17 protein-coding genes are annotated in these 15,090 nt (G+C 57.6%); 5 read left to right on the top strand and 12 right to left on the bottom strand.

Annotation, left to right across the window (positions count from 1 at the left end):
* Positions 1-112 precede the first annotated feature (112 nt).
* The 5 genes from BUC26_RS08735 to BUC26_RS08715 all read left to right on the top strand — a co-directional run bounded on the left by BUC26_RS08735 (position 113) and on the right by BUC26_RS08715 (position 4,607).
* Positions 113-634, top strand: a complete 522-nt coding sequence (locus tag BUC26_RS08735) for a TRAP transporter small permease (protein ID WP_073375236.1) — start codon at positions 113-115, stop codon at positions 632-634.
* A complete protein-coding gene (locus tag BUC26_RS08730) occupies positions 634-1,911 on the top strand; it encodes a TRAP transporter large permease (RefSeq protein WP_073375235.1) in 1,278 nt (425 codons plus the stop codon). Before BUC26_RS08735 ends, BUC26_RS08730 begins: the two co-directional genes overlap by 1 nt.
* A 95-nt stretch (positions 1,912-2,006) precedes the next feature.
* Positions 2,007-3,020, top strand: a complete 1,014-nt coding sequence (locus BUC26_RS08725) for a TRAP transporter substrate-binding protein (RefSeq protein ID WP_073375234.1) — start codon at positions 2,007-2,009, stop codon at positions 3,018-3,020.
* Positions 3,021-3,090: 70 nt separating this feature from the next.
* Positions 3,091-3,843: an SDR family NAD(P)-dependent oxidoreductase gene (locus BUC26_RS08720; protein ID WP_073375232.1), complete on the top strand. Its 753-nt coding sequence runs from the start codon at positions 3,091-3,093 to the stop codon at positions 3,841-3,843.
* A gap of 11 nt (positions 3,844-3,854) precedes the next feature.
* A complete protein-coding gene (locus BUC26_RS08715) occupies positions 3,855-4,607 on the top strand; it encodes a FadR/GntR family transcriptional regulator (protein ID WP_143165959.1) in 753 nt (250 codons plus the stop codon).
* A 23-nt stretch (positions 4,608-4,630) separates the two neighbouring features.
* Here BUC26_RS08715 and BUC26_RS08710 read toward each other — a convergent pair whose 3' ends face one another.
* The 12 genes from BUC26_RS08710 to cybH all read right to left on the bottom strand — a co-directional run bounded on the left by BUC26_RS08710 (position 4,631) and on the right by cybH (position 15,060).
* Complete coding sequence (locus BUC26_RS08710) at positions 4,631-6,010, bottom strand: four-carbon acid sugar kinase family protein (RefSeq protein ID WP_073375230.1); 1,380 nt, start codon at positions 6,008-6,010, stop codon at positions 4,631-4,633.
* 19 nt (positions 6,011-6,029) lie between these two features.
* A complete protein-coding gene (locus BUC26_RS08705; RefSeq protein WP_161949828.1) occupies positions 6,030-6,656 on the bottom strand; it encodes a class II aldolase/adducin family protein in 627 nt (208 codons plus the stop codon).
* A 251-nt stretch (positions 6,657-6,907) separates the two neighbouring features.
* Entirely contained in the window at positions 6,908-7,399 is a 492-nt protein-coding gene (locus tag BUC26_RS08700; RefSeq protein WP_073375228.1) for a gluconokinase, read from the bottom strand.
* Positions 7,400-7,498: 99 nt separating this feature from the next.
* On the bottom strand, positions 7,499-7,891 hold the full coding sequence (locus tag BUC26_RS08695) for a MotA/TolQ/ExbB proton channel family protein (protein ID WP_073375226.1): 393 nt from the start codon (positions 7,889-7,891) through the stop codon (positions 7,499-7,501).
* Between the two features lie 34 nt (positions 7,892-7,925).
* On the bottom strand, positions 7,926-8,717 hold the full coding sequence (gene hypB, locus BUC26_RS08690) for a hydrogenase nickel incorporation protein HypB (RefSeq protein ID WP_073375225.1): 792 nt from the start codon (positions 8,715-8,717) through the stop codon (positions 7,926-7,928).
* A gap of 39 nt (positions 8,718-8,756) precedes the next feature.
* Positions 8,757-9,104 carry a hydrogenase maturation nickel metallochaperone HypA/HybF gene (locus tag BUC26_RS08685; RefSeq protein ID WP_073375223.1) on the bottom strand — a complete coding sequence of 116 codons (348 nt, stop codon included), beginning with the start codon at positions 9,102-9,104 and terminating at the stop codon, positions 8,757-8,759.
* Positions 9,105-9,107: 3 nt separating this feature from the next.
* Complete coding sequence (locus BUC26_RS08680; RefSeq protein WP_073375221.1) at positions 9,108-9,617, bottom strand: HyaD/HybD family hydrogenase maturation endopeptidase; 510 nt, start codon at positions 9,615-9,617, stop codon at positions 9,108-9,110.
* A 15-nt stretch (positions 9,618-9,632) separates the two neighbouring features.
* Complete coding sequence (gene hypE, locus BUC26_RS08675) at positions 9,633-10,646, bottom strand: hydrogenase expression/formation protein HypE (RefSeq protein WP_073375219.1); 1,014 nt, start codon at positions 10,644-10,646, stop codon at positions 9,633-9,635.
* A gap of 99 nt (positions 10,647-10,745) precedes the next feature.
* A complete protein-coding gene (gene hypD / locus BUC26_RS08670) occupies positions 10,746-11,834 on the bottom strand; it encodes a hydrogenase formation protein HypD (protein WP_073375217.1) in 1,089 nt (362 codons plus the stop codon).
* Positions 11,831-12,091 carry a HypC/HybG/HupF family hydrogenase formation chaperone gene (locus tag BUC26_RS08665; protein ID WP_244155817.1) on the bottom strand — a complete coding sequence of 87 codons (261 nt, stop codon included), beginning with the start codon at positions 12,089-12,091 and terminating at the stop codon, positions 11,831-11,833. The genes hypD and BUC26_RS08665 overlap by 4 nt, the downstream gene beginning before the upstream one ends.
* Complete coding sequence (gene hypF / locus BUC26_RS08660) at positions 12,081-14,441, bottom strand: carbamoyltransferase HypF (RefSeq protein ID WP_161949827.1); 2,361 nt, start codon at positions 14,439-14,441, stop codon at positions 12,081-12,083. The genes BUC26_RS08665 and hypF overlap by 11 nt, the downstream gene beginning before the upstream one ends.
* Complete coding sequence (gene cybH / locus BUC26_RS08655) at positions 14,416-15,060, bottom strand: Ni/Fe-hydrogenase, b-type cytochrome subunit (RefSeq protein WP_073375214.1); 645 nt, start codon at positions 15,058-15,060, stop codon at positions 14,416-14,418. Before cybH ends, hypF begins: the two co-directional genes overlap by 26 nt.
* Between the last annotated feature and the right edge of the window lie 30 nt (positions 15,061-15,090).

The raw sequence follows: 15,090 nt of genomic DNA, 5'->3' as shown, positions 1-15,090 counted from the left end.
TGGGGTTCGACCGGCGGTGCGCCGTTTTCGGTTGATGTCGGCCGGGGTGACTGGCCGTTTCTTTCCGTCGTGACAGCGGCAGGCAGATCCCCGGTAGAGAGGAGGTTACGTCATGTCTACCACAGCACCGCAGACCAGCTTCATTCGGCGACTGGAAGACTGGTTTGCGCGGATCATCGGCGGGTTTATCGGCATTCTGCTCGGCCTGATGGTGATCATCGTCTTTTCCAATGTCATCGCCCGCTATTTCCTGAATTCATCCCTGGCCTGGTCTGAGGAACTGTCCCGGTTCATGTTGATCTGGCTGGCTTTCCTCGGCTCGATCCTGGCGTACATCAAAAACGAACATCTCGGCCTCGATCTGCTGATCTTTTTGCCGAAACGAACGGCGATGATCATCCGCATCGTCGCCAACCTGCTTGCCTTGGTTGCCCTGGGAGTTCTGCTCTGGGGTGGTTGGGCCATTACCGCACACACGATGGAGACCGGCTGGACCTCCCCGGCCTTGTCCATTCCCTACGGGATTGTCTATTTGGTCGTGCCGTTCAGCGCCGTCATGCTGCTGTTGCAAGGTGTCTTGAAGCTGACAGAACTGGTTCGGGCATTTGCCATCGAGATCAAAGGAGAGCACTAATGTTGGCCTTATTTCTGTGTGCCCTTTTCGGCTTTATACTGTTGTCGGTTCCGATCGCTTTTGCCTTGATCCTGACGGCCCTGGCCCTGATGATCGTTTCCGGTAATGTCTCGCCGGCCCTGCTCGCCCAAAATATCGTCCGTGGTATCGATAATTTTCCGCTGATGGCCATTCCGTTTTTCCTGCTCGCCGGCGAGATTATGAACTCCGGTGGTATTTCCAAGCGGATTGTTGAGTTTGCCGGTGCATTGCTTGGCCATATCAGGGGCGGTCTCGGTTACGTGACGGTAATGGCCAGTATGCTTTTTGCCGGTGTTTCTGGATCAGCGGTCGCCGACACCTCGGCCATGGGATCGCTACTCTACCCGGTGATGAAAGACGAGGGCTACGATGAGGAAAAAGCAGCCGCACTGTTCAGTGCCGCCGGCACTATCGGTCCGATCATCCCGCCGAGTATCCCGATGATCATCTTCGGCGTCATCGCCAACGTATCGATCGTCAAACTCTTTCTCGGCGGCATTATTCCCGGTCTGCTGATCGGCGTTGGTTTGATGATCGGCTGGAATATCCACACCCGCAAGGGTGGTTACTCATACAAGGGTACGTTCAAGCTGCTCAATGTCCTGAAAGCAGGCAAAGATGCCTTCTGGGCGCTGCTCTTGCCGCTAATCATTCTGGGCGGTATCGTCAGCGGTGTCTATACGCCTACCGAGGCGGCGGTGATCGCCGTCGTCTATGCCTTTTTCGTTAGTTTTGTCATTTACCGGCAGCTTGATTTGCGAGTGCTGCCGCAATTGTTTATCAGCACGGCACGCATGACCTCGGTGGTCATGCTCGTCTGCGGAGCTGCCATGGCGGCCGCCTATCTGATCACCGTCGCCCAGATTCCGCAGATGCTTTCCCGCTCGCTGCTCGGTCTGGCCGGTGACAATCCGTACCTGCTGATGTTCTTCATCAATATCCTGTTGCTGCTGGTCGGCTGTGTCATGGACTTGACTCCGGCATTGCTCATCCTCGGTCCGATGCTGATGCCCATAGTCGTAGACTTTGGTCTTGATCCCGTTTATTTCGGTGTGGTGATGATCGTTAACCTGTGCATCGGTCTGATCACGCCGCCGGTCGGCAATATTCTCTATGTCGGCTGCGGCATCTCGAAACTGTCGGTGGCTCGATTGAGCAAGGCAATCACGCCCAATATCATCATCATGATCGCCACGCTGATTTTGATCACGTATATCCCTGGGATTGTAACTTTTATTCCCAATATGATGGATTGATCACGGTCACCTTGTCGATATTTCCGTACCATTGCGGATGACCTCGATGGTGCAGTAGAGCGAATCCCCGTAAGGGACTACCAGAGGAGGCAGTTATGAAGAAGAGAGGAGTTCTGGCCATGGGGCTGGCAATGGCCCTGGCGATGATGCCGGTATTTTCCGGCAGTGCGGCTGCAGCAGATAAACCGGTGCTGCTCAAGATTTCCAATGGTGTCAACGAGAAACACCCGTCCTATCTGGCCAGTGTCAAGTTCGGTGAGATCCTCAACGAGAAAAAACCCGGGGCCTTCGAGGTGCAGGTGTATGCCAACGCCCAGCTTGGCGATGATGTTCGTGCCACCGAGTCGACCCAGATGGGCAGCCTGGAAATGGTCTGTACCTCGGCCTCTCCGCTGGTCGGCCTGGTCCCGGACTTTATGGTGCTGGATCTGCCCTTTATCTTTCCGAGTGAAAAAGCAGCCGATGCAGTGCTCGACGGTGAGGTCGGCAAAGAGTTGGCCGCCAAGCTTGAGGGCAAGGGACTCAAGTTGCTCGCTTATTATGAGAACGGTTTTCGTCAATTGACCAACAGCGCCCGCGAGGTCACCAGCCCCGCCGACTTGAAAGGGTTGAAGATCAGGACCATGGAAAACCCGATTCACCTTGCCGCCTGGAAAGCACTCGGCGCCAATCCGACGCCGATGCCATTCAGCGAGGTGTTCACCGCAATGCAACAGAAAACCATCGACGGCCAGGAAAATCCGATTCCGACCATTTATCTCCAGAAATTTTATGAAGTTCAAGGCTACACCTCGCTGACCGGTCACGTCTACGGGCCGCACATTCTGCTGATGAACAAGAAGCTGTTCGATTCGTTCAGCCCCGAAGATCAACAGCTCCTGCTCGATGCTGCCTATGAATCGGCGCTCTATCAGCGGCAGGTCAACCGCCAGATGAACTCGGATTACGTGGCCGAGTTGAGAAAGAACGGCATGACGGTTACCGAGTTGACCCCGGAGCAGATCAAGGCCTTTCAGGACGCGGTACAACCCGTTTACGACGAGTTTGCCGATAAGATTGGAAAAGATTTGATCCAGAAAGTCCAGGCCGCTGCCGCCGCCGCAAACTGATAACCACAGACCACATAGATCCTCCGGCCTGTTCCCGTGAAGCAGGCCGGAGGGCAGAGGTTCAATAGAAATGAGACTTGCAAACAAGCGGGCCTTGATCACCGGTGGGGCTCAGGGGATCGGTCTGGCCATTGCCGGATTGTTCTGCCGTGAGGGAGCTGTCGTTTATGTCGCTGACGTCAAGAAAGACCAGGGCGACGAGGCTGTGCGCCAGCTGGCCGCCCAAGGCGGCAGCGGCAAGTTTGTCGAACTCGACGTCAGCAGCGAGGCCGCTTGGCGGGAGGCGATGCGCCGCATGGAGACGGAGTGTGGAGGCGTCGATATCCTGGTCAACAACGCCGGCATCAATATCCGCAAAGTGATCGAAGAGATGAGCGGCGAGGAACTCGACATGATGTACAACGTCAACATCAAAGGAGTGTTTCTCGGTATCAAATACGTGCTGCCGATCATGAAGAAGCTCGGCGGTGGTTCGATCATCAATATGTCGTCGGTCTGCGGTCTGATCGGGCACAAGTACACCCCGGAAGCATATACCACCGCCAAAGGGGCCATTACCCTGCTAACCCGGTCGATCGCTTCACGCTACGGCTCGTTCAATATCCGCTGCAACGCCATCTGTCCGAGCACTGCCGATACGCCGCTTGTCCGTGAAATGCTCAAGGATCCGCAGCGTCGCCAGGAGCGGTTGGGCGAAGTGCCGTTGGGGAGGATGGCCAGTCTTGAGGATATCGCTGAGGCAGCCGTGTACCTTGCATCGGACGCCGGAAGTTTTATCAATGGCGTCGCATTGCCGGTAGATGGCGGCGTGACCGCCTATTGAGGGGAGAAATTTTGGTCGTTGCTAAGAACCTGGTGGACAAACAGCTGATCAAGACCATCAAGACGGAAAAGGTCCATACCCAGGTCTATGAGCAATTGCGTGCCATCTTGCTGGAGGGGCACTGGCGGGCCGGGGAGAAGATCCCGTCGGAGACGGAGTTGTGCCGATTGATGGGAGTCAGCAGAATTTCCGTACGGACTGCACTCAATTCCTTGATAGCCCAGGGATTCCTTATTCCGCGGCAGGGAGAGGGGACTTTTGTCGTCGATGTCTCGGTGGACATGAACATGAACATGCTCGTGCCCATTATCGGCCTGGATAAAGGGAGTATCCTGGAGGTGCTGGAGTTCAGGAAGATTCTCGAAGTGGGTATCGTTCCGCTTGTTTTCCAGAATCTTTCCGGAGAGGATGTCAAATGGCTGCTGCAAAACGTTGAGGAACTCGAGGGAACGGCGGAGGAGGAGATTGCCAGGATTACCGAACTTGATCTCGGCTTTCACCGAAAGCTCTGCGAAATATCGGGCAATTCGTTGGTTATCAAAGTCAATAAAATTCTCAACGAGCTGTTTCGTACATCCATGGAAAACGTGGTCATTGCACTCGGCAACCAGACCGGCCGCAAATATCACCGCCGGATCGTCGATGTCATTGCCGCCGGAGACAGGGAGGGCACGGTCGAGATCCTCCGGGAGCATATCCAGAACACCATTGATAATATCATCAAGATCCAGCAGGACACGGATCTTCCCGAACGGTTGCGGTAACCCGGCGCAGTTTCAGCCCAACCTTACCTGAGCGGCACGCTTTCCCGTTTGCCGGCCAGCACCTCGAGAAAATAGCCTGGGGCACCGATCTGCCCACCCTTCGATGCGACCTGTAGGCCGTCGAAGGCCGGGTGATCGGAAAAGGCACGGCAGAGCGGGGCGGCCGGGGTAATCGGCATGAGCAACTCCAGCGAGTGGATATCGAGCTGGCGAAGGGTATAGCTGCAGGTGTCGCCGCCGGCGACGCAGACCCGTTTGAGTCCGGTGGCATCGAGCAGTGCCCGCAGGATGAGCCCCTGTTGTCGTCCCAGTCGCTGCCCTGCTTCATCCGTATCGATGCCAAGTTCATGCAGTCGGGTCCTGGTCGCGGCGATAGCGGGATCGTCTGGACCGATGGTGGAATAGAGGACAATACTGCTCCCCGCCGTGATGGCATTGATACCTTCTTGAACGACGCGGGTTCGCTCTCCGGCGGCCGTGCTGTCGTCCACCAGCAGGGCCGAATCGAGTCTGATGCCGCTAAAACCGTGGGCGAGGGCGTATTCGATTTGTTCCGCGGTCTTGGCCGCGGCGCTGCCGGACACGACGATGAGCCGATCGACGGGACCCACCGGTGGAATCGGCGCCGGCTTGGTAATTGTGCCGGTAGCCTGCCAATGCATGGCCATCGCATATTCAAAGCCCGATGATCCGATGGCAAAGACCCTGCCGAGGCGGGACTTTTCGGCGACAAGACGACCGATCGTCTGCAGATGACGATTTTCCAGCGTATCGAACAGGAGTATCTCGTTGCCCTCGGCGAGGGCACGATCGACACGGCTCGACAGGGTGGGAAACGGCTCGTCGAGGTGCAGCAGGTTTACCAGCTTCACCTTCCGGTTCGATTGCCTGGCAAAGTGAAGCCCCAAATCGCCCTCGTCCATCGGGGTGATCGGGTGCCGGCTCATCATCGGGTGGCGGTCCAAGCGGTACGTTTCATCGCCGTAGGTGGTGAAATGATTGCCGAAGACCACGTAACGGCCGAGAACCGGGACTCCTTGGGCGATGATGGCCAGCGTCGGATCGATCAAGCGAAAGGCTATTTCCGCAGCGTGACCGATATTGCCGACTGTCGGCGAAGAATCAAAGGTGGCGCAGACCTTGTAATGAAAAATCGGGGCTCCGAGATTGTTGAGCAATGCGAATTGTTGCGGCAACTCTTCGTCCATCTGCGTCGGCGTCATGCTCCTGCTGATCCCCGATATGCCGATCGCTTGGATGCCGCTCAACCGCTCCGGCAATTTGTTTGGATCCGGACGACCGAGAAAGAGGGCCGTGCTCACCCCGCTAAGCGTCAAGGCCTCCATCGCGTCGGCCGATCCGGTAAAGTCGTCGCCGTAGAAGGCGAGCAGCAGTTCATTCATGGTGTGCCCCTTTGGGGTATCAATCCTGCCACGAGCGGTCCATGGCCTGATCGATGGCCAGACATTGGGCCGAGTTCAGGGCCTCGCCCGAACCGTTAACCAGTACCGCTATCTGGCAACATTGTTCGATCTCTTCGACGATACCGAGCGTTGCGGCCATGGTAGTGCCAGCCACCAGCAGTCCGTGCTGGCGAAGCAGCAGGGCATGGTAGTGGGGAGCCAGGTCGACCACGGCCTCATGGAGACTCATGGCTCCGGAGGGGTGATAGGGTATCATCGGTACCCGGCCGGCCCGGACGTAAAATGCCGCAGTAAAGGGCGGCACGGCATCGTGAGTGGCATCCTTGATCTTGGTTGAATAAGCGATCGAGAAGGTGGGGTGGGCGTGAATGACGGCGCCTGCGTCCGGGCGCGCCCGGTACATGGCCAGGTGCATGCCCATTTCCTTTGACGGGGCGCTGCCGTTGATAACGGTACCGTCAAGATCGACGGTGACCACCAAATCCTCGGTCAAGGCGCCCAGTTCTGCTCCCGTCCGGCTGATCCAGACGGTATTGCCGCGGCGGACACTGGTGTTGCCGCCCGAAGCGTGGATCAGTTTGCGCTCGAAGAGCAAACGGCTGTAATCGATCAGTTCTTGAATCATCTGCGTATCGTTCATAAGAAAAACCCCGTTGAGAGAAAAAGCGAACCAATCGGCCCACATGCACAGGTGCTCGGAGCTTCATGGTGAGCGTTGACAATGAACCGTAGAGTTAGGAAAACGAGGGTTGGTCCGGTCTTCCGAGAGCCTCATTGCATCGACATTATTGTATTGAATTTTTTGCAATTGTGCAGCAAAAAAGGTGTTTGAGACAGTTGTTTGTCCGAGCGCCAGCAGGGGGCTTCAGGGGGTGTTCATACCGGCGGCAGGTGCCGGTCGATGGCGGCGACGATCTCGTCTTGCGTTTGTTCGATGGAAACGGTGATCGCATCGATCGGAGGTTCGAGTGCGCTGAACTGGCTTGCCAGCAGGGCCGGGGGCATATAGTGGCCGGTTCGGGTTTGCATCCGTCGGGCAACAACGTCGTATGGGCCGGCGAGATGGACGAACATGACCTGACTGTCATGCGGTCCGCGAAGAATCTTTCGATAGCGCTCCTTGAGGGCCGAACAGGCTAGGACGACGCTGCGATCCTGGAGAATTGCCTCGTCAATCAGAGCGTGCAACCGCTGCAGCCAGGGTAGCCGATCTTCATCCGTCAGCGGCTTGCCGCTTTTCATCTTCTGCCGATTGCCTTCGGGATGAAAATCGTCGGCATCATAGAACGCGGCACCTCGCTTTTCGGCCAGCAGCCGACCGATGGTGGTCTTGCCGCAGCCCGACACACCCATGATGATCAGGACCATAGCAGCGGAGCCAGGTAGTAATGATGGTTGCACAGTTTGCAGCACAGAAGACCGGCTCTACTGGTCTTTGAGTGTTCATTGCGGCCTTGAGTCATGGAATCAGATCGAGACGAACGAGGAGGAATCGATTTTACCGAGAAAGACCGAGGTGCAGATCAGGATATTGCGCGGCGTATCGCCAGCCTGGATACGGAGCAATCCTTCCCTTATGATGATCTTGCTCATCAATTCTCTGCCGTTCGATTCGTTGTAATAGATGTCTGAATCAAGGATATCCTTGACATTGTTCGGCTCGGTCCGATCAATGATGAGTTGCAGGCCGAGACGCAGAAAGCGGTCTTCGATGTCCGGCAGTTCCGATTCCAGCGCCAGCAGACCGTTTTTTTGGGCGATCTGGCCGAGTTCCTTGAGTTTGAGAACAAGTGGCACCAGCGTTTCCTGGTCGGCGGCTGAACATGCTGCTTTTCCCGCCAGAGCGAGGTCTCTGATCATGACGGTTCCTGTGTTGAGAAGCGGAGAAACAGCGCTATACCCGCTCTGATTGGGTTCGGCGCCGGTTGACCAGGTGACGGAGGTGCTCGAGCCAGGCATCGAAGCCCTCACCGGTTGTCGAGGAAAACGCCATCACCTTGAGGGCCGGGTTGAGAACGAGCGCTTCCCTGGTCGCTTCTTCTACCGGAAAGTCAAAATAGGGTAACAGATCGGTCTTGGTGATCAGGAAGACCTGTGAACTGGTGAACGCCTTCGGGTATTTAGCCGGTTTGTCCGGTCCTTCCGGTACCGAAACGAGCACGATCCGCTGATGCTCTCCCAGATCGAAGGTGGCCGGGCAGACGAGGTTGCCGACATTTTCGATGACCACCAGATCGAGGCGATCCCCGCCCGCCTCTTTCTGCAGCTGGTGATAGGCGCGGTGGATCATCGAGGCGTCCAGGTGGCAGGCTCCGCCGGTAGTCAGCTGGATGGCCGGGACGCCTTTGGCCCGGATTCGCTGAGCATCACGCTCGGTCTCGATATCACCTTCGATGACACCGATGGCGATTTCACTGCCGAGCCGGTCGATCGTGTGTTCAAGCAGGGTGGTCTTGCCCGATCCCGGACTGGAAATCAGATTCACCGTTATAACGCCGTCGGCGTCGAAGTGTTCCCGGTTACTGCGGGCCATTGCATCATTGGCGGCAAACAGAGAACGATTGATGTCGACGATCAGCGCCTCGTTGCCGGCAGGCTGATCGTGCTGGTGATCGTGTCCGTGTCCGTGACCATGATCATGGCCATGGTCGTGACCGTGGCTGTGACATCCGCATACATCGCACATGGCAGATTCCTTGTGGTGGTGGTTGACAGGGGTTGAGTGCTATTCCATTTCGACTTGTTGCAGGATCAGGTCGTCCCCCCCGTGGGCAATGATGATCCGGTCGCCGCAGGCAGCGCAGCATTCGGGGCGTTCTCCGTCCGTCTCTTCCTGATGGCCGCAGCTGCTGCAGCGAAAGATGGCAGACGGCACGACTATGTCGAGGGTTGCGTCCCGAAAAAGGTCGTCTTCCCGGGCCAGGATATCAAAGCCGAAGGTGAACGAATCGACGACGACACCGGACAACGGTCCTATGAGCATCGTCACTCGCAGTACCCGGGACGCGTTGTTTTCCCGAGCGATGTCGCGCAATTGCTGCAGCAGGTTTTGAACCAGGGAAATCTCGTGCATGGGTCAGACGATCTCCTCGGGAGAGCGTTGTCGGATCTGGATGCCGAGTTCCTCCAGGCGCGCCAGCACGAGTCTGGCAATCTCTTTGATTTTCGGGGCGACAACGTCGGATAGTTCGGTCGATGCCTCGAGGCTTTTCGGGACCACGCAATAAAATTCCAGGTGCTGCGGCGCCGCGTCCCGGAGTTTGCAGATTTCCAGAACCTCGAGCAGGCCGAGCTGGTGCGGAGACATGCGGGTGCTTATCTTGCCGGCCTTGACATCCTCGCTGCTGTAATAATGGAGAGATCCCGGTTCGGCGTCGACATCGACGACGTCGATAACGATGACGCGGTCGCATTCCTCGAGAAACGGGCTCAGAAAAATGCCGGCGGTGCCGCCGTCCATTAGTCGCACATTGTCGGGAAAGAGAAAGTTACTGTCGAGATAGGAAACGGCGTGAACGCCGAAACCTTCATCGCCGACGATGGTATTGCCAACGCCCAGGATACCGATTTTTTCTTCTGATTTCATAAAAGTCCGTTATGCTTAACAGATGCGGGGGAGCGGTTCGCCATGGAGCGGGGTTACGACCCGTGAACCGCCGATCGGCGTATTGATCAGTACTCTGCCGGCAGTGCCGTCAACCACTGTGCCGATGATTGCAGCATCACGGCCTTCCGGCATCCGGTGCAGTGCGGCGATGATATCTGCGGCACTGCCCTGGTCGACGACGGCCAGACATTTGCCCTCGTTGGCCAGATAGAGCGCTTCCAGGCCGAGAATCTCACAGGCGGCGCGTACTTCGGGTCTGACCGGCAGCAATCCTTCATCAAGAACGATAGAGCGACCACTGCTGGCGGCGATCTCGTTGAGCGAAGTGGCGACGCCGCCCCTCGTCGGATCCCGCAGGACATGGATACGGCCGGGAAATTGGTCGAGTAGACCGGCGACCAGGCGGTGCAGTGCCATGGTGTCGCTCTGCAAATCGCCCTGCAAGGAGATCCCGGCGCGCCGGGTCATAATGGTGATGCCATGATCGCCCATGGTACCGGACAGAATCACGGCATCACCGGTAGCAGCTTGCTTTGATGAGAGACAAACGTTTTCCGGGACAATGCCGATGCCGGAGGTATTGATGAAGATTTTATCCGCCTTGCCGCGGGGTACAACTTTGGTATCACCGGTGACGATTGGAACACCGCAGTCGTTTGCAGCCTCGCTGATCGAGATGATGATCCGCTCGAGATCAGCGAGCGGCAGCCCTTCTTCGAGAATCAGTCCGAGACTGAGACAAAGGGGCCTGGCGCCACGCATGGCCAGGTCGTTGATTGTTCCGTGCACGGCGAGTTTGCCGATGTCGCCGCCAGGGAAAAAAATCGGGTCGACAACGTAGCTGTCCGTGGTAAAGGCAAGTTTTCCCGGCTGATTGTCGATGACGGCACTGTCTTCAAGGCCCCTGAGGATCGGGCTGTCGAGATATTTGAGGAATAACTCGCCGATCAATTGCTGGCTGGCCAGTCCGCCGCTGCCGTGATCGAGGAGGATGGTGGTTTCTGACATGGCGTCTCGCTGGTTGACGGTTTGAATCGAATCGGGTTGCTCGGGTTCGTGTTTCGTTTAGCGCGGATTGTCCGGGAAGACAAGGAGAAAGGATCTGTTTCAACCGGTTTCGCCGTATTTATAGTAGGCGGCGCAGGTCCCTTCACTGGAAACCATGCACGGTCCGACCGGTGACGCCGGCGTACAGCGGCTGCCGAAGAGCGGGCAGCGCGGCGGGATGGTCTGTCCTTTAAGGATCTGCCCGCAGAGGCAGCCTTTAGGCTCCGGGACATCCGTGACGACGATGGCCAAGCGCTGCTCGGCATCGAAGTCGCGATAGCGCTCTCTGATTTTCAGGCCGCTGCCCGGTATCACGCCAAGACCACGCCACTGCGTGTCGGTAGCTTCGAAGACCTCGTCGACCATGGCCAGTGCCCGGTGGTTGCCTTCCCAGGAGACGACCCGTGGGTAGATATTGTCGACAGTCGGCCGATCCTCGCCGATCTGACGGGCCAGCCGGATCAGGCCGTTGAGCAGGTCAGCGGGCTCGAAGCCGGCGACCACACAGGCCAGGTGATACCGATCGACAAACGGTTGATAGGCGGCGGCGCCGATAATTGCCGAGACATGCCCGGGGCAGAGCAGTGCATTGATCTGTAATTCGGGATCCTGCAGCAGTACGTCGAGTGCTTCAGGAATAACCTTATGAGTAGAAAAGACACAGAAATTATCGATCTTTTGGCGCTGGGCGGCGAGAATGGTGGCAGCGATTCCCGGGGTGGTCGTTTCGAAACCGACGCCGAGAAAAATCACCAGATCGTCTGGATGACGGGAAGCGATATCGAGGGCATCCATCGATGAGTAGACGATTTCGACCTTGGCTCCCCGGGAGCTGGCATGGGCCAGAGAACCGTTCGAGCCGGGAACCCGGAACAGATCGCCGAAGATGGCGAGCCGGACGCCTGGGGCATCGGCCAGGGAGATAAAGGCGTCCATGTGGGCGGCCGAGGTCACGCAGACCGGGCAGCCCGGACCGGAGACGATTTCCATGCCGGCTGGCAGGATCGAACGAATACCGCTGCGGAAAATGGCCATGGTATGGGTGCCGCATATTTCCATGAGACGAACCGGTTTGCTGACTGCTCTCTGCAGTTCGGCGGCAAGCGGCTCGATCAGGGCCCGATCCCGGTATTCATCGACATGCTTCATGAACCGTCACCACCCTGGAGCATCTCCTCAGGCATGTGCGACGCCAACTCCCTGATCAGTTCTATATTGCGTTTGGCTTCTTCTTCGACCAGGGAATGAATGGCGAAGCCGGCGTGGACGATGACGTAATCGCCGACTTCAGGCCAGCGATCGACAACGTCGAGACGCACTTTTCTGCTGATCCCGTCCATATTCACGGTGGCCAGCTGCTCGCTGGTGAAATCGTCCGGACTTCCTTCCACCTGTTCAACTTTCATCGGTACTGCTAGACACATGTTGTAATCCTCCGATAACTGCCTGGCCGACAGAGATGCCGCCGTCGTTGTGAGGGATTTGTACTCCCGAATAGGTCGATAGTCCCCGTTGGCCTAGGGAAAAGAGCAAGCCGTCCAGCAGCAGTTCGTTTTGCAGGCAGCCGCCGGACAGAACGACAGTCGTGATTCCTGTTCTGCCAGCAAGTTTCTCGACAAGGTGTGAGATACGAGTGATAAGCCAGGAGTGAAACTGCAGGGCCGCGACGGGGCCGTTGCCGCTGGTATCAAGATCGTCCATCATCCTTTTAACAAATTTCGAGGAAATAATCTCCCACCTTTGTTCATTTTCTCGATAGTGCAGATCCAGCCGGCAATCTTCCTGATGTTCCAGTAATTCGTCTTGCCAGCGATTGGTCACCGCCTGCCGGGCACATGCTTCCAGGCGCATGGCTGCTTCTCCTTCAAAACTCGAGACCGACTGCAGGCCGAGCAGCGCGGCGATAGCGTCGAAGAGTCGGCCGCAGCTCGAGGTCAGCGGCGTATTGAAACCGCTCTCAAGCATCTGCAAAACGACGCGCCGCCGGGCCGGATCTATGTCGACCAGATAGGGAGCGTCACAGGCCTTTTCTCCAAAGCAACGGAAAAGACAGGCCATTGCCATCCGCCACGGTTCCGCGGCAGCCGCGTCACCCCCGGGCAGCGGCAGTGGTTCGAGACAGCCGAGGCGATGAAACGAAGTGAGATCGACCTGCAACAGCTCGCCGCCCCAAATCGTGCCGTCCGTGCCGTAACCCGTTCCGTCCAGCACGACGGCGAGCACTGGACCGGACAGGCCGTGCTCGGCCATCACCGCAACTGCGTGGGCATGATGGTGCTGCGCTCTGTACAGCGGCAGTCCAAGCTCTTTGGCGAAGTGACTGCTCAGGTAATCGGGGTGCAGATCACAGCAGGCGGCGACCGGCTCGATGGCAAAGAGCCGCTTGAGGTTGATCACCGATTCCCGATAAAAGTCATAGGAAGGCAGGTTGAACAGGTCACCGATGTGCTGACTTGGGAATATGGTCTTGCCGCGGGCCAGGCTGAAGGTGCTTTTCAGGCCGCCGCCGCAACCGATGATGGCCGGTAGTTCGTAGGGAACGAGGATCGGTGCCGGTACGTATCCACGGGAGCGACGCATCAGGCGGGGGTGTCCGGCGACGACCTTGACCACCGAATCGTCGACTCGAGTGACGATATCGCGATTGTGGAGCAGGAAAAAATCGGCAATACCGGCCAGGCGTCGGAAGGCCTCTTTGTTGTCGGTGCAGATCGGTTCGCCGCCGACATTGCCGCTGGTCATGACCAGTGCCGCCGGGCAGTCCGGGTGCGTGAAGAGCAGGTGATGGAGCGGCGTATAGGGCAGCATAATGCCGATATCGCTCAGCTGCGGGGCAAGGTTGGTCGCGAGCTTCGTCTGCGGCCGGACCGTCAGCAGGACGATCGGATGCTGCGGCCCGGACAGCACCCGTGCCTGCTCGTCTGACAGGTTGCAGAGGCGGCGCGCTGCTGCCACGTCGGCAACCATCACCGCGAGCGGCTTGGCGGGTCGTCTCTTGCGCTCTCTGAGCTGTGCGACCGGTGCTTCGGAGCAGGCATCGACGCACAGATGAAAGCCGCCAAGGCCGCGGATGGCAAGTATTGCGCCACTGTTGATGGCACCAATGGCGGCGGCAATGATATCATCGACGGTAAGCGTGCTGCCGTTTCGATCGTGCCAGCTCAGCTGCGGGCCGCAGACCGGGCAGGCATTGGGTTGCGCGTGATAGCGGCGGTTAGCAGGGTCTTTGTATTCCTCGGCGCAGACCGGACACATCGGGAACTGTTTCATCGAGGTGCGGGAGCGATCGTAGGGGAGTGTCTCGATGATGGAAAAACGCGGTCCGCAATTGGTGCAATTGATGAACGGGTAGCGATAGCGGTGGTCCGCCGGATTACGAAGTTCCGCCAGGCAATCGTCGCAGAGGGCTATGTCCGGGGGGATAATGGCCAGAACGGTGCCGGTGTCCCGGCTCGGCAGGATGGTGAAGGAATCGCTTTCGGCTGGTGAACTCAGAGGCCGGTGATCGATGTCGGTGATGCGTGCCAGCGGGGGTGCCTGGTCGACCAGGGCGGCCTGGAATGACAGTAATGCTGCAGCGGGGGCCCATGCCCTGATGACTACCCCGTCACTGGTATTGGTGACCGTTCCGCAGATGGCGAAACGGGAGGCAAGCTGGAAAACGAAGGGCCGAAACCCGACGCCCTGGACGATGCCCCGGACGCGGATTTCGACCCCGTTTTGCGGAGCGTTACGCCTTATGGATGAATTTGTCACCGGTGAAAATAGATGAGACAAGTCCTTCCGGGCGACGCACGTCATTCCATATCACCAGGTAGACGTGGATCAGGGCAAAAATCATGAACCACCACATCAGCAGATGATGGACGTAACGAGCCGACTGCTGACTGCCGAAGATCATCAGCCCCCAGCCTTCCCATACGGCGAGTTCCGGGTAGAGCAGATAAAAGCCGCTGACCAGTTGGAAAACCGCGGCGATGATAGTGATTACATAGGTCAGTCCAGCCAGGACATTATGGCCGAGCCGATCGGTATCGTGACCTTCCTGGATGTAGCTGTAGCGCAGCAAGGTATTGCCGAGATTCTTGATATTGCGCGGAGTGACCGGCAGATGCTCAAGAATTCGCTCCTGCTTGTTGCCGAAGAGATACAGAAAGATCCGTGCCAGGACCGCACCGGTGAAGACAAAGCCGGCCACGAAGTGGATGTAGCGCGTCCAGGCCATCGGGAAGCTGGCGCTGCCTTCTTGCAACGTGTTGGTCCACGGGCTGTTGATATAGAAGCCGGTGATGACCAACGCGATGATGGAGAGCGCAAACGCCCAGTGATAAAGCCGGAGCAGAATGCTCCAGCATTTCTTCTTCTCATACGTCATAATTGCCTCCTGTCGGTCGTTGCCGAGAGT

The organism is Desulfofustis glycolicus DSM 9705, from assembly GCF_900130015.1.
Lineage (GTDB): Bacteria > Desulfobacterota > Desulfobulbia > Desulfobulbales > Desulfocapsaceae > Desulfofustis > Desulfofustis glycolicus.
Note: the sequence above shows the minus strand (reverse complement) of the source record. Positions and strands in the feature narration are given on the sequence as shown.

Excerpts from the sequence above, each read along its gene's own strand:
- BUC26_RS08735 (WP_073375236.1), top strand. The coding sequence starts at position 113 with ATGTCTACCACAGCACCGCAGACCAGCTTCATTCGGCGACTGGAAGAC.
- BUC26_RS08730 (WP_073375235.1), top strand. The coding sequence starts at position 634 with ATGTTGGCCTTATTTCTGTGTGCCCTTTTCGGCTTTATACTGTTGTCG.
- BUC26_RS08725 (WP_073375234.1), top strand. The coding sequence starts at position 2,007 with ATGAAGAAGAGAGGAGTTCTGGCCATGGGGCTGGCAATGGCCCTGGCG.
- BUC26_RS08720 (WP_073375232.1), top strand. The coding sequence starts at position 3,091 with ATGAGACTTGCAAACAAGCGGGCCTTGATCACCGGTGGGGCTCAGGGG.
- BUC26_RS08710 (WP_073375230.1), bottom strand. The coding sequence starts at position 6,010 with ATGAATGAACTGCTGCTCGCCTTCTACGGCGACGACTTTACCGGATCG.
- BUC26_RS08705 (WP_161949828.1), bottom strand. The coding sequence starts at position 6,656 with ATGATTCAAGAACTGATCGATTACAGCCGTTTGCTCTTCGAGCGCAAA.
- BUC26_RS08700 (WP_073375228.1), bottom strand. The coding sequence starts at position 7,399 with ATGGTCCTGATCATCATGGGTGTGTCGGGCTGCGGCAAGACCACCATC.
- BUC26_RS08695 (WP_073375226.1), bottom strand. The coding sequence starts at position 7,891 with ATGATCAGAGACCTCGCTCTGGCGGGAAAAGCAGCATGTTCAGCCGCC.
- hypB (WP_073375225.1), bottom strand. The coding sequence starts at position 8,717 with ATGTGCGATGTATGCGGATGTCACAGCCACGGTCACGACCATGGCCAT.
- BUC26_RS08685 (WP_073375223.1), bottom strand. The coding sequence starts at position 9,104 with ATGCACGAGATTTCCCTGGTTCAAAACCTGCTGCAGCAATTGCGCGAC.
- BUC26_RS08680 (WP_073375221.1), bottom strand. The coding sequence starts at position 9,617 with ATGAAATCAGAAGAAAAAATCGGTATCCTGGGCGTTGGCAATACCATC.
- hypE (WP_073375219.1), bottom strand. The coding sequence starts at position 10,646 with ATGTCAGAAACCACCATCCTCCTCGATCACGGCAGCGGCGGACTGGCC.
- hypD (WP_073375217.1), bottom strand. The coding sequence starts at position 11,834 with ATGAAGCATGTCGATGAATACCGGGATCGGGCCCTGATCGAGCCGCTT.
- BUC26_RS08665 (WP_244155817.1), bottom strand. The coding sequence starts at position 12,091 with ATGAAAGTTGAACAGGTGGAAGGAAGTCCGGACGATTTCACCAGCGAG.
- cybH (WP_073375214.1), bottom strand. The coding sequence starts at position 15,060 with ATGACGTATGAGAAGAAGAAATGCTGGAGCATTCTGCTCCGGCTTTAT.